The sequence below is a fragment of the Desulfovermiculus halophilus DSM 18834 genome (assembly GCF_000620765.1).
GTDB lineage: Bacteria > Desulfobacterota > Desulfovibrionia > Desulfovibrionales > Desulfothermaceae > Desulfovermiculus > Desulfovermiculus halophilus.
In genome coordinates this window covers 139,218-153,022 of sequence record NZ_KK211185.1, presented here as the reverse complement: position 1 = coordinate 153,022, position 13,805 = coordinate 139,218, and the positions used below count along the sequence as shown (strand labels likewise).

Below are 13,805 nucleotides of genomic sequence, written 5' to 3'. Positions count from 1 at the left end.
CATGCATATCTATTGCGTCGGCGGCGCAGTCCGGGATGCCTTCCTGGGCAGACCTGTGCTGGACACAGACTATGTCGTCGTGGGCTGCAGGGAAGAGGAGTTCGCCCGGACATATCCCCGGGCCAGAAAGGTCGGGCAAAGCCATCCGGTGTTTCTGCTTCGGGGCAGACAGTATACTGTTTCAGCTGCCCAAAACATCGACCAGGACCTGCTGGGCAGGGACCTGACCGTCAATGCCCTGGCCCTGGACCAGTCCGGATATCTGTACACTCACCCCCTGGCCGTATCCGATCTGGCTCACAGATGGCTGCGGCCGGTGCGGGCAGAAAACTTTTTTGCCGATCCCCTCCGGGTCATCCGTGCGGCCAGATTCAAGGCCTGCCTGCCCGAGTTCCGTCCGGCGCCGGAGCTTCTGTCCCTTATGACCCGGGTGGCCTCGGCCGGGATGCTGGACCGCATAGCCCCCGAACGGGTGGGCCGGGAAGTCCGCCTGGCCTGTGGCGGCTCCAAACCCGGCAATTTCCTGCGCCTTCTGGCCTGTACGACCTGTCTGCATCCCTGGCTGAACGAACTCCTCCGAGCAGACCGGAAGCGGTCCGCCCGGATCATGGATCGTCTGGCCGGCAGGGAGCTGAGGGTGTGGATGGCCCTGGTCCACAGCCTGGAAGATGCTTCAGCCCGCACTGCGGGCTGCGTTCCGGATTCCATGAGTGCAGAACGGGCTGGGGCCCTGGGCCGCAGGCTTCGGTTGCCCAATACAATGACAGCCGCCGGCCGGCTGGCCGCAGCCTGGAGCCAGACGGCTGCACACTACGACCGCCTGGCCCCTGAGCACCGGGTCGCACTGCTCCTGGACCTGCAGGCCCAAGGGTTGATGGAGGACTTCTGGAGCCTGATCAGGGCCGTTCACGGACACGACCATTTCAGCCGGGCCCAGGCGGACCTGCGGACCATCCGGGGGGTTCGCCTTCCTCCTGAATGGCGGAACTTGGGCCGACGATCTGGAGAATACCTGCATTACCTCCGCTGCCGCAGCTTACAGCCATGACCAGTAAATCGGAAAATCCACCCCCTGCCCTGCACCTCACCCTCAGCGGCAGAGTTCAGGGCGTCGGGTTTCGGCCCTTTGTCTTCCGCTTGGCCCAGGAGGAGCACCTGAGCGGAGAGGTGCGCAATACGTCCCAGGGAGTGGAGATCATTGTCCAGGGCCAGACGGAGTCTGTACAGGCCTTTTGCCGAAGGCTGGAGACGGACCTCCCGCCGGTGGCCCGGATCACCGCCCTGGAAAGCATATGGCTGGAGAACCCTCCCCGGTTCTCCGGCTTTCACATCCAGGCCAGCTCCACCGGACCCGGACACAGCATCCTGATCAGTCCGGATATAGCCATGTGTTCCGAATGCCGGGCCGAGATCCACGATCCCGCCAACTCCCGGTACATGTATCCGTTCACCAACTGCACCAACTGCGGCCCCCGGTTTACGATTACTCACTCAGTACCCTACGACCGGGACTCGACCTGCATGGCCTGCTTCCCCATGTGCGCAGCATGTGAGCGGGAATACCACGACCCGGCCGACCGCAGATTCCATGCCCAGCCCAACGCCTGCCCGGCATGCGGGCCCGGGGTGTGGTCTCCGGGCTCCAGCGATGCATCCGATTTGGCGGGCCACCAAGCCCTGGATGCGACTGTTGCGGCCCTGGCCCAGGGCCGGATAGTGGCCGTCAAGGGTCTGGGCGGATTCCATCTGGCCTGTCTGGCCACTGACTCCCGGGCGGTCCAACGCCTGCGGCAGCGCAAGAACCGTCCGGGCAAGCCCCTGGCGGTGATGGTCCGGGATGAGTCCGCAGCCCGTGCCCTGGCCCGCCCGACGGACCAGGACATATCCTGGCTGGCCGGGAGTGTTCGGCCCATTGTTCTGGTTCCCAAACGCATCCCCGGTCCTCTGGCCGACAGCCTGGCACCGGACACGGACAGGATCGGGCTCATGCTGCCATACACCCCGCTGCACGATATTCTGCTCTCCAAGCTGGAGGCCTGTTTCCCAAAAGACCATCCGGCGGCTGTGGTCATGACCTCGGGCAATGCCGGCAGCGAGCCCATTGCCCTTGGCAACCGGGAAGCTTTGGAACGCCTGGGGCACATCGCCGATCTATTCTTGCTCCACAACCGGGACATCCTGGTCCGCAGCGACGATTCGGTCCTGTGCACCCTGCCGGACCGGGAATCCCCCCTTCTCTACCGCCGGGCCAGAGGCTTTGTCCCCTCGCCCGTTGCATTGGGTCAAAGCGGGCCCAGTACCCTCGGACTGGGTCCGGAGCTCAAAGCCACCGTCTGCCTGACCAAGCATGATCAGGCCTTTGTCTCCCAGCATATTGGAGACGTCCAAAACCTGGCCACATTTGGGTTTTATCAAGAGACCATCGCCCATCTCCAGACCATCCTGCAGACGGTTCCCCACGCCCTGGTCACCGACCTGCATCCCGACTTCATGACTACCCGCTATGCCGCGGAACAGACCGGGCGTCCGATTTTTGCCCTCCAGCATCATACGGCCCATATTCTGGCCGTCCTGACTGAAAACAGACTGGATCAGCCCAGCCTGGGCCTGGCTCTGGACGGGACCGGACTCGGACCGGATCACACCCTGTGGGGCGGTGAACTTCTGTATGTTGATCCCTCCCGGATGGAAACCCACAGGCTTGGGCACTTCAGCCCCGTCGCTCTGCCCGGGGGTGACAAAGCGGCAGCCGAACCCTGGCGCACGGCCCAGAGCTTTTTATTCTCCCTGGGGAAACATGCCCCCGAAAACCGTGAATGGCCCTGGCTGAAGGCCTTCCCTGCGGCCAGCGACATGGTGGGCCAGATGCTGGACAAGGGCATCAACTGCGCTGTGAGCACCAGCTGCGGCCGCCTGTTTGACGCCGTATCAGCCCTGCTCGGACTGTGCCTGGAAATCGAGTACGAGGGTCAGGCTGCAATCCGTCTGGAACAAGTCCAATCCCGGGAAGAAGGCCCCGGCTACCGCTGCCCTGTCAAACCGGGCGTGCAAACGCCCGCCCTGGATACCATGCATCTCTTTGCCCAGGTCTATGCCGACTGGACCCTGGGCCGAAACCCGTCCTCCATCAGCCGCTGGTTCCACCTCGGCCTGATTCAGGGACTCTGCGACTGGGCCCTGGCTGCTTCCCGAACAACCGGCCTTGCACATGTCGCCCTCAGCGGCGGGGTCCTCCAGAATGCAACCCTGGCCAGACGTCTTCCTGCTGAGCTCGCAAAGCGGGGACTTGTCCCCCTGGTCCATCACAGCCTTCCACCCAATGACGCCTGCATCTCCCTGGGCCAGGCCGTCTATGGTCGATTCCGGCTCAGCAAGGGCTGAGACCTGTCCCAGGGTTCCAACCCCACAGAGCAGCAATTTGGCTCTTGGACACAGAAAGTGGAATTGCATACATAAGAGTTTGCCGTCTGTTCTGTGTGCCGTGAGCGGCAGGCCCGCACATTTTCTTGGTCCCGCCACCAGGCACTCACATGCATGATATGCTCAGTCCATCTGAAGGCAATGTCCATCATGTGAGTGCCTGGAGGGGGCAGGGATCCCCCTTTGGCGGGGCTTAGAAAATACCGGGCCGAAAGTGGGCACACAGAAGGGATGGCAAGCTCCAAAAATCCACAAGCTACGTCGAAGAACCAGCAATTTTTATTCACCAGCGCGCGCTGCATCCCGGATTCGCCTGGGGCCGAAAGGCGGGCAGCTTCCCTTTTATCCCCTGGACATCAAACGATATCTTCAACATTACATGTCTGACTTGCCAAGGAGAAAAGAAGCGGTTAAAATACATGTTTCTCTCAAATTGAGTGCCCATATCTTACACTGAGCTTACAATTATGCACAACAAAACACCTCATATCTCAGTTCCGGGACAAACCATCTTGAACCGCGTTCTCTCTATTCCGGCGGAAGAGTTTCGTTCCTGGTCCGAATCCACTCAAGAGCTGGCTACCAGTTTGTCATTCGAGTTCTTCATCGTCCGCTATAACCCCTTCATTCCGGCCGAATCCGTGGCCAAAAGCGTATTCAAACGCCTGGAGGCGGAAAAAGGGGGAATCGCCCCTGGGGAGTACGCACAGATCAAAAACGGACTGGAATCCTTCTGGGAAGAATATCAGAATGATCAGCAGTTCAAATCCCAGGTCAAGCAACGCTTGGCCCAGATCATGCCCAGCGAACATATCGTTACGGCTCCGAACGCCCTGGTGGAGTGCGCCACTGACGCCACCGACCTGCGGCTGGAAATCCCCATGCTTCTGGTCGCCCCCGGAAGCACGGAAGAGGTCCAGCGGATCATTGCCTTGGCCAACGAAATGGAGTTCAGCATCGTTCCCCGCGGCGGAGGCTCAGGCCTAACCGGAGGGGCAATCCCGGCTGCCCGGCGGACCATTATTCTCAGCCTGAGCCGGATGAAATCCATCCTGTCCATCGATACCTACGATATGGTCCTGTGCGCCCAAACCGGAGTGATAACCCTCAACGCCATTGAAGCCGTGGCCGAACACGGCCTGCTTTTCACCGTAGACCCGGCCTCCAAGGCATCGTCCTCCCTGGGAGGAAATATCTCGGAGAATGCCGGAGGACCCTTTGCCTTCGAGTACGGGACCACCCTGGACAATATCTTGAGCTACACCATGGTCCAGCCCTCCGGGCAAAGCATAACCGTCACCCGGCGCAATCACCCCCGGCACAAAATCCTGCCCCGGGAGACGGCCGTCTTTGACGTCACCGACCACCAAGGCAACCTGCTCCGGACCGTCAGCCTGGAAGGCGGGGATATCCGCGCTCCGGGGCTGGGCAAGGACGTCAGCAACAAGGTCCTGGGCGGCCTGCCGGGGATTCAGAAGGAAGGGGTGGACGGGATCATCACCGAGGCCTGCTTTACCCTGTACCCAAAGCCCGAGCACTCCCAGACCCTGTGCCTGGAGTTCTTCGGCCAGTCCATGCACAATGCCATGCGGGTGATCACTGAGCTGGTGCAGCTCCGGGACCGGATCAGAGAGCAGGGCGACCTGGTCAAGATGTCCTCCCTGGAAGAGTTCGGCACCAAATACGTCCAGGCCATTGAGTATGAAAAAAAATCCCAGAAATACGAAGGCGAGCCGATCTCCGTCCTTTTGATCCAGATAGACTCCGGGGATCTGCAGGCCCTGGAGCAGATCAAGCAGGACATTGTGGCCATTGCGGAGAAGGTGGACAATGTGGACGTCTTTGTGGCCCGGGACGAGAAAGAGGCTGAAGAGTTCTGGCACGACCGGCATCGGCTCAGCGCCATCACCAAGCACACCAGCGGCTTTAAGATCAATGAGGACGTGGTCATCCCCATCCAGGCCATCCCCGAGTTCGCCGACTTTATCGAAGAGTTGAATCTTCACTATCTGGCCCGGGCCTACCGCAAGGCCCTGCAGCAGGTCAGCGAACTGGATCAGGTCGACCCCGGGGACGAGTTTATCGACATGGAGATGACCTTTGCCAACAAGGTCCTGAAACGAAAGATCTCCAGCAAAAAATTAGCTGAACAGGAGTTTGAGCTCCAGATCCACTACTTCTTCCAGGACTTGATCAGCCGGCATCCGCAGCACGCTCAGGACCTGGAGGACATCCACCGGCATATGAGCTCCACTCGGATCATCATAGCCAATCATATGCATGCCGGAGACGGCAACTGCCACGTGAATCTCCCGGTCAATTCGAACGACCAGGAGATGCTCCGCCTGGCGGAGGAGGCCGCCGGCAAGGTGTTTAGGAAAGTTTTGGAGCTCAGCGGATCGGTATCCGGAGAACACGGGATCGGCATCACCAAGATCGCCTTTCTGGATCAGAAAAAGATCCAGGACCTGTTCGCCTACAAACAGCAGGTGGACCCCAAAAACCTGCTCAATCCAGGAAAATTGGTGCAGTCCGGGATTCAACAGATTCCATACACCTTTTCCTTCAACCGACTGATCCAGGATATCGCCAAGACCAGCCTGCCGCACAAGGACAAGCTCATTGAGCTCTTGCGCACCATTCAGACCTGTTCCAGATGCGGGAAATGCAAGCAGGTCTGTCCCATGTATTATCCGGAACGAGGATTTCTCTATCACCCCCGGAACAAAATCATTACCCTCGGCGCCCTGATCGAGGCCCTGTACTACAGTCTGCTGGACAAGGGACAGCCGGACAAGCACATTATGGAATCCCTGGAGGATATCCTGGAGCGGTGCACGGCCTGCGGAAAATGCACAGCCATCTGTCCGGTAAAGATCAATGTTCCGGACCAGGTCCTGTCCATGCGCTCATTTCTGGAAGAGGACTTCTGGACCGGTCAGCATCCGATCAAGACCAGAGTCATGAAGTACTTAAGCAGGAACCCGGAACGAGTGCCCGCAGCGGCCAAGGTCAGCAGCATCGGGCAAAGCGTGCAGAAGCAGACCATCGCCCGGCTGCCCAGGTCCTGGCGCGAGCGGCGCACGAACATCCTGTTCCGCGAACCCGCCCCCAGCCTGGACTTCACCAACCTGTACCAGGTCCTCCAGCCCGGGGAACCACCCATTTTGTGGCCCAGAGGACACCGGCCGGGAGCCCCGGTCTCCGGGGTCTACTACTTCCCCGGATGCGGAGCCAGCCTGTTTTCCAAGGAGATCGGGCTGGCGGCCATCAATCTCTTGCTCAGCCTGGGCACCGCGGTGATCATCCCTCCCAGACAGCAGTGCTGCGGATATCCCTTGCTGGCGTCCGGTTCCCATCAGGAATACAGGGCAACCCAGAACGCTGCTGATGAAGGTATCGGCCGGGCCATATCCCTGGCCCAGGAGCACCGCATTCAGCTCAGAGCGGTGGTCACATCCTGCGGCACATGCCGGGAATCCCTCCTCCGGACCCGGACCATGAGCCGGAAGAACGCCGACCCCAAACTCCTTGATATTTTGCAGTACGTGGACCAAAGATACGGTGCGAGGATTGAAGAGCAGGTCAAAGCCGGACGCAGTGCACAGGAAGAAGACCGGGACGTTTCCCGGCACCCCCTGCTGTTGCACAGTTCCTGCCACAGCGAATGGAGCGGACTGCCGGCCAACACCAGCAGCCAGGTCTACGCTCTGGCCCTGAGCCGGATGCTGGACCAACCGGTCAAGCTCAGTCCCGGCTGCTGCGGGGAGAGCGGCCTGGGCGCCTTGACATCCCCGCATATATACAACACCATCCGGGACCGCAAAAAGGCGCAGCTTGCCCTGGACATTCAGGACTACCCCTTGCAGTTGCCCGTAGTGGTCAGCTGCCCGTCCTGCAAGATAGGCATCAGGCGCATCCTGCTGGACTTGCAGCCCAAGCGGGAGGTCATCCATGCCCTGGAATACATAAACAGGGTGGTGTATGGCCGGGAATGGGCGAAAAAGATCCAGAATGAGCTTAAATCCGGAGAATTCAACTCTGCCTAGAGCAGACCCTGCCTGGAGACTGTGTGCGGGTCTTGGCCATTGACTTTGGGCTCAAACGGGTCGGATTGGCCATGTCCGATCCGGGTGGGACCCTTGCCCTGCCCTACGCCACTCTGGTCAAAAAGGACAATTCCCAGCTCTTTAGCGAAATCAAGGATGTCCTGGACCTGGAAGGCGTGGACTGCCTGGTGGTCGGACTCCCTGTCGGCCTGGAGGGTGAAGAGACCCTGAGCACCAGGCAGGCCCGGAACTTCGCCCGCCGTCTCAGCCGGATCACCTCTCGGCCCGTTTATCTGCAGGACGAGACCCTGAGCTCTACCGAGGCGGCCCAGAGACTCCGGGAATCCGGGCTTTCCGCCCGGAAGCAAAAGCCGGTCCTGGACCAGATGGCGGCTGTCGTCATTTTGGAGAGCTTTCTCGCTTCAAGTTCACCCACGGATTGTACTCCAACCACCGGGCATACTGAATGAAAATCGTGTGGAAACGACGGGCGGCAGTGGTTTTGTGCACATCCTTCATCGCCGCCCTGCTCTGCGCCGTGTTTGCCCTCCAGTACACATTCCTTCCGGTCCAGACCCCGGGCACAACCGTGCATATCCGAATTCAGCCCGGGCAAAGCTTGGCCCAGATAACTGATGAACTCCGGGCGAACAAGGTCATAGCCCGCCCCAAGCTCTTCAGGCTGCTGGCCGTCTGTTCCGGTCTGTCCACCAATATTCAGGCCGGGGAATTTGAGGTCGACACCGGGTGGAGCCGGCTGCATATTCTGCGGACCTTGGCCAGGGGGCCGCAGGTTCTGCATACCCTTCGCATTCCCGAGGGCCTGACCTGGTGGCAGACCGCAGACATCGTGGGCCAAAGCGGCCTGACCAGCTACGATGCGTTCAACGCCGCGATCCATGACCAGGACATCCTGAAGGAGTTCAACATCCCGGCCGACTCCGCCGAAGGCTATCTCTTCCCTGAAACCTATCACCTGCCCCGTCCGGCCGATCGGGACGCGGAGCCCATTGTCCGCCTCATGCTCCGGGAATTCAGCACCAAGGTCCAGACCCTGTGGCCCGAGTCCAGCCCGGATCCCAAACGGATTCACGACCTGGTCATCCTGGCCTCCCTGGTGGAAAAGGAGACCGGACGACCTGACGAACGCAGAACCGTAGCCGGCGTCTTTGCCAATCGACTCCAGCGGGGCATGCGCCTGCAATGCGATTCGTCCATCATCTACGGTCTGGGACAGAGCTTTGATGGAAACCTGACCAGATCCCATTTGCGGGACCAGGGGAATGCCTACAACACCTATACCCATGCCGGCCTGCCCCCGGGGCCGATCTGCTCCCCCGGCCTGGCTTCACTCCAGGCGGCCAAAAACCCAGAACAGCACAACTACCTGTACTTTGTTTCCAAGGGCGACGGAAGCCATCATTTCAGCCGCACCCTGACTGAACACAACCGTGCGGTTCGCCGCTATCAGCTGCGCTGAGAGGTTCATGCTCACTGCAATCCGGCCTCAGGAGAAGTTATGCAGACGGAAAAGGTATGCGAATTCATCGTCGACTGGCTTATCGACTACTCCCGCCATGCCGGAACCAAGGGCTTTGTGGTCGGTGTTTCCGGAGGAATCGATTCCGCAGTAACCTCCACCTTGTGCGCACGGACCGGGATGCAGGTCCTGGCGGTGGACATGCCCATCTATCAGCCCCAAAGCCAGATGGAGCTGTCCGCCCGGCACATCGCCTGGCTGGAGGCCAGCTTCACCCAGGTTCAGGGGGTGCGTGTGGACCTGACATCCGCCTTTCAGGCCGTGGAGAACACACTTCCCCGGGACATCCAGGACGATTTGACCATGGCCAATACCCGCTCCCGGCTGCGCATGCTCACCCTGTATGCCTTTGCCGCTCATCACGGGATGCTGGTGCCCGGGACCGGAAACAAGATCGAGGATTTCGGGGTGGGATTCTTTACCAAATATGGAGACGGAGGCGTGGATATCGCTCCAATCGCCGACCTGATGAAATCGGAGGTCTACGCCCTCGGCCGGCACCTGGGGGTCGTTCAGGAGATCATGGACGTCCCCCCCACCGACGGGCTGTGGGCGGACAGCAGAAGCGACCAGGACCAGCTCGGGGCGAGCTATACAGAGCTTGAGCAGGCCATGCAGTTCGCGGAACAGGGAGGGGACCCGAGCTTTCTCTCGGACCGGGAACGGGAAGTATTGGACATTTATACAAAGCTGCACGCCAAGAACCGGCACAAGATGGAGCCCATCCCGGTCGCAGTGATCCCCGGCCATTTGCGGTGAGTTTTTTTGGCTCTTCGACCCAGGACGTGGTATTTCATGCATCCACTCGCTGCGTCGAAGAACCCAAAATTCCATTTGGTGACTTACAAACACTACAGCTGCAGTTTGGGTACAACAAACGCCTGCAAAGAGCCAGGCGATTACTTATAGCTCCCACGCTCTGCGTGGGAGCTTTCCTGACCGCTCCCGCGGTCTCTTTCTGGACGCCGGAGCGTCCAAAAGAGTTCCCACGCAGAGCGTGGGAACGATAAAAAAATTCCATTTGGTGACTTGAAAAGCCGGGTTTACCGTGTTCGAAGACGGAATGTCCGGCTATGAATTGTTCGCCTTTCTCCGCTTCCAGAGCTGCATCTCATTCATCTTCTGCTTCCGCTGCCGGGCCAGACCTTTGGCAATCAGGGCCGTATTTTTCTTCATGCCCCATTTTTCCTTGTACTCTTCCGGGGTGAGACCGTGCAGGGCCAGATGGCGCTTGGTCAAGACCTTAAATGTCTTTCCGCATTCCAGGCAAACAACTGATTTCTCACGGATAGCCTTTTTTGGATCCACAGCCGGCTCCTGGGGCTGTTCCGTCCTCTCCTGGCTTTCGGCCCCGCCTTCAGTAATCTTTTTCAGTTGCTTGGACAAGCCTTGCACCATGGATGTGATTTCTTCCTCAGTCATGTTTCGAACACTTGCCTGAGCTTTCACAATATCCAATGCTTCTTGTACATGTTCTTCCATACAGGAACTCCTTAATTATTTTAACTCGTGAACTTCTTCAGGATATATACTTTGAAAGCTTTTGGCAAGTATCTTGGGATAAAAAATAAATCTCTCCTGCATCGTTATTTTAGCCCGGTCATCTATCATCTGCGGCATCGGCGTGTGACTGCTTTCCCGGGCATCCGCACTCTATGCCCCCAACTCGTTTCATGCCTTGCAATGAATCAGACAACGATCCCCGGTCCAGCCCTTCTGAGCAGCCAGGCGGGCCACAACCCTGGGGTCCACGGACGGGCCTTCCGCAATTACGGCCTCCTGATATGCAACTATGCGCAGCCCCCAAAAGACGTGCAGCAGCTCATTGGCCCGCAGCAGATAGTCCCGGTTCATCGGCTGACCGCTCTTTGCAAGATCGCTCTCCATTGCAGTCTCATAGAGCAGAATCCCACCCATCTTCAGGCTTTCGGTTATGGTCGGAAAAAGCCTGCGGTCCAGGAAATTGCAGCAGACGATGAGATCAAAGCTGTCCGGATGAAGGCACAAGCGGTCCGTATCGGCCTGAACCGGAAAGATCCCGGGTATGGAATGATTTTTCAGGGCACGTACGGCCCTGTCGGCCACATCCAGAGCCAGGACCTCAAACCCCTGGCCGGCCAGAAAGACGCTGTTTCTTCCTCTGCCTGCGGCCAAATCCAACGCCCTGGGGCCGGGAGCCATGGCATGCATGTCCACAATCCAGGACGAGGGCTCTCCCAGCTCCCTTTGATCCTCGAACTTGGCATTCCACCGGACCCTGTCTTTATGCATAGAATCCCCGGTAATCGTTGAGCACCCTGAACAAATACTATCCCCACATCTCATGCTGCATCGTTCTCATCTGACCGTCTATCACACGTCCACAACGCACTGGGCGACCCATGTCCCGCCATCCTCATACACAGCAGTCTGACAAAAGGTTGCCCCCTTGACCTCTACCCCCGGGCCGCCGGCCAGGGCGGCAAAGGGCTCCCCCCTGGCCGTTCCGCTCAGGGTGAAATTGTCTTTGATCTGGACCTTGAATTCAGTCAGGATCAAACCGTGCAAGTCCGCCTCAGTGAGCAGGGAGTTCAGCCAGGCCACAAACATGGATTCCAGATCATAGCCCTGGGCCTCAATGCGCACTTCGGCCGTGGCATTTACGGATTGCATATCCTCGGTCATCAAGCTAAACATGGCCGTGGCCCCTTGGACAAAGGCCTGTTCCAAGCTCGGCCCCCAACCGCGGACCCCGATATCCGCACCATGGTCATAAACCTCGTATCCAGACTTCATATCTCGCCTCAGGCAGGACAAGGACATCGCACATGGCAGAAAATGATCAGACCCACTCAGGCCCCAAGCCGGAAATCCTGGCCCCTGTCGGGGGCGCGGACAGCTTTCTGGCCGGCATTTCCGCAGGCGCAGACAGCATCTACTGCGGCCTGAAACACTTTTCAGCCCGGATGCAAGCCGAAAACTTTTCCATACCGGAATTGGCCAGGCTGACCGCTCTCGCCCGGGAGCAGGGAATCAAAACCTATATCGCCTTCAATTCCCTGGTCAAACCGGGCGAGTTGGAGCAAGCCGGCCGCCTCCTGCAGCGGATCACGGTTTCTGTGCAGCCCCAGGCCATCATTGTCCAGGACCTCGCTCTGGTCAATCTGGCCCGCCAAGTGGAGTACACAGGACAAATCCATCTCTCCACCCTGGCGGCCATGACCTCAGCCCTGTCCCTGCCCATGCTCCCAGGTCTGGATATCTCCAGGGTCGTTCTCCCCAGGGAGCTGAGCATCGACGAGGTCAAGACCATGGCCGACTCCTGTCCCGAGGACTTAGAGCTGGAGGTCTTTGTGCACGGGGCCCTGTGCTATGCGGTTTCCGGCCGCTGCTACTGGAGCAGCTTTTTGGGCGGCAAAAGCGGCCTTCGGGGTCGATGCGTTCAGCCCTGCCGCCGCCTGTACACCCACCGGGGAAAGACCAAACGCTACTTTTCCTGCCTGGATCTGAGCCTGGATGTATTGACCAAGCTCCTTTTGGACATCCCCCAGGTCAAGGCCTGGAAGATTGAGGGTCGGAAGAAGGGCCCGCACTACGTTTTCTACGCTGTCCGCGCCTACCAGCTCTTGCGGGATTTTCCCCAGGACCCCGGGGCCAGGAAAACGGCTCTTGACCTTCTGAACCAGAGCCTGGGCCGCCCCGGAACCCATTACCGCTTCTTGCCCCAGCGCGTTTTTTGCCCGGTGAACACAGAAAAAGATACCGGATCCGGACAGCTGGTGGGCAAGGTGAACAAGTCCTCCGGCGGGTCTGTGGGATTCACGTCCAGAGCCCCCCTGCTGGCCGGGGACCTGCTGCGGATAGGAAGCGAAGACCTCCCCGGACATACGACATACAAGATCTCTGCCTTCAGGGCCAAGGGAAAAAAGATCGCCCTGCCCGCCCGGGCCGGGAACATTGCCCCGGGAAGCCCTGTCGTGCTCATAGACCGCCGGGAGCCGGAGCTGGCCGACCGTCTCCGTCGCCTGCACGCGCAGCTCCAGATGCTGCCCAAGCCGAGGCAGGAACAAGCCGACTTTTCACCGCGCCTGCCTCGAAGCGCCAAGGTCTCGGGCCGGGCCGAGCACGTCCATGTCCGGCCCAGACTCCCCGAGGGGCGGAGCCCTGGAAGCCCGGGACTCTGGCTTTCCCCGGTCCTGAGGATCACAGTCAGCAAAACCGTCTACCCCAGAATCTGGTTCTGGCTCCCCCCGGTCATATGGCCGGAGGAGGAAGACCGATGGGCAAGGCTCATCCGCAATCTGGTCCGAAACGGAGCCAAAAAATTCTGCTGCAACGCCCCCTGGCAGGCCGCCCTCTTTGAGGCCAGGGACGATCTGTCTCTGTGGGCCGGCCCCTATTGCAACGCAGCCAATGCCCTCTGCCTGGAGGAACTGCGGAGTCTGGGCTTTTCCGGGGCCGTGGCCAGTCCGGAACTGTCCGGGGCCGATCTCCTTTCTCTACCCCGGGAATCCCCGCTCCCTCTGGGAATCGTCCTCAGCGGTCCATGGCCCTTGTGCGTGGCTCGAAGCGTGCATCAGGAACTCCACCCCGGCAGCCTGATCCAGAGCCCGAAAAAGGAGCCGTCCTATATACAGAAAAAGGGTCCCCTTATCTATCATTTTCCCAACTGGGAGCTGGATCTGAGCCCGCATCAACGTGAACTGGAAGATGCCGGATACCGGCTCTTCGTCCATCTGCATGAACGTCGGCCTCAGAAAATGCCCCCCCCGACCCGGGTGAGTTCTTTTAACTGGGACCTTCAGCTCTTGTAGGCC

Annotated in this window: 10 protein-coding genes; 7 read left to right on the top strand and 3 right to left on the bottom strand. The window is 59.5% G+C overall.

Features of this window, described 5'->3' with window-relative positions:
- Position 1 precedes the first annotated feature (1 nt).
- The 6 genes from N902_RS18280 (at position 2) to nadE (ending at position 9,768) form a co-directional block, all read left to right on the top strand.
- The gene (locus N902_RS18280) at positions 2 to 1,048 is read left to right on the top strand and encodes a tRNA nucleotidyltransferase/poly(A) polymerase family protein (RefSeq protein ID WP_034623144.1); all 1,047 of its coding nucleotides are present in this window, start codon (positions 2 to 4) and stop codon (positions 1,046 to 1,048) included.
- A complete protein-coding gene (gene hypF / locus N902_RS0115025; protein WP_051564658.1) occupies positions 1,045 to 3,381 on the top strand; it encodes a carbamoyltransferase HypF in 2,337 nt (778 codons plus the stop codon). Before N902_RS18280 ends, hypF begins: the two co-directional genes overlap by 4 nt.
- A 506-nt stretch (positions 3,382 to 3,887) precedes the next feature.
- A complete protein-coding gene (locus N902_RS0115020) occupies positions 3,888 to 7,469 on the top strand; it encodes an FAD-binding and (Fe-S)-binding domain-containing protein (protein WP_027371565.1) in 3,582 nt (1,193 codons plus the stop codon).
- 23 nt (positions 7,470 to 7,492) lie between these two features.
- Positions 7,493 to 7,939 (top strand): Holliday junction resolvase RuvX, encoded by a 447-nt coding sequence (gene ruvX / locus N902_RS0115015; protein ID WP_027371564.1) that lies wholly within the window; start codon positions 7,493 to 7,495, stop codon positions 7,937 to 7,939.
- Complete coding sequence (gene mltG, locus N902_RS0115010) at positions 7,936 to 8,949, top strand: endolytic transglycosylase MltG (RefSeq protein ID WP_051564657.1); 1,014 nt, start codon at positions 7,936 to 7,938, stop codon at positions 8,947 to 8,949. Before ruvX ends, mltG begins: the two co-directional genes overlap by 4 nt.
- Before the next feature lie 39 nt (positions 8,950 to 8,988).
- On the top strand, positions 8,989 to 9,768 hold the full coding sequence (gene nadE / locus N902_RS0115005; RefSeq protein WP_027371562.1) for an NAD(+) synthase: 780 nt from the start codon (positions 8,989 to 8,991) through the stop codon (positions 9,766 to 9,768).
- Between the two features lie 312 nt (positions 9,769 to 10,080).
- Here nadE and N902_RS0115000 read toward each other — a convergent pair whose 3' ends face one another.
- From N902_RS0115000 to N902_RS0114985, 3 genes are all read right to left on the bottom strand, one after another.
- Positions 10,081 to 10,491 carry a Ros/MucR family transcriptional regulator gene (locus tag N902_RS0115000; RefSeq protein WP_027371561.1) on the bottom strand — a complete coding sequence of 137 codons (411 nt, stop codon included), beginning with the start codon at positions 10,489 to 10,491 and terminating at the stop codon, positions 10,081 to 10,083.
- 189 nt (positions 10,492 to 10,680) lie between these two features.
- Positions 10,681 to 11,280: a class I SAM-dependent methyltransferase gene (locus tag N902_RS18275; RefSeq protein ID WP_051564656.1), complete on the bottom strand. Its 600-nt coding sequence runs from the start codon at positions 11,278 to 11,280 to the stop codon at positions 10,681 to 10,683.
- A gap of 81 nt (positions 11,281 to 11,361) precedes the next feature.
- A complete protein-coding gene (locus N902_RS0114985) occupies positions 11,362 to 11,784 on the bottom strand; it encodes an archease (RefSeq protein ID WP_027371560.1) in 423 nt (140 codons plus the stop codon).
- Positions 11,785 to 11,816: 32 nt separating this feature from the next.
- Here N902_RS0114985 and N902_RS0114980 point away from each other — a divergent pair, with 32 nt between their 5' ends.
- Positions 11,817 to 13,802, top strand: coding sequence for a peptidase U32 family protein (locus tag N902_RS0114980; protein WP_051564655.1), 1,986 nt, complete (start codon positions 11,817 to 11,819; stop codon positions 13,800 to 13,802).
- Positions 13,803 to 13,805 lie beyond the last annotated feature (3 nt).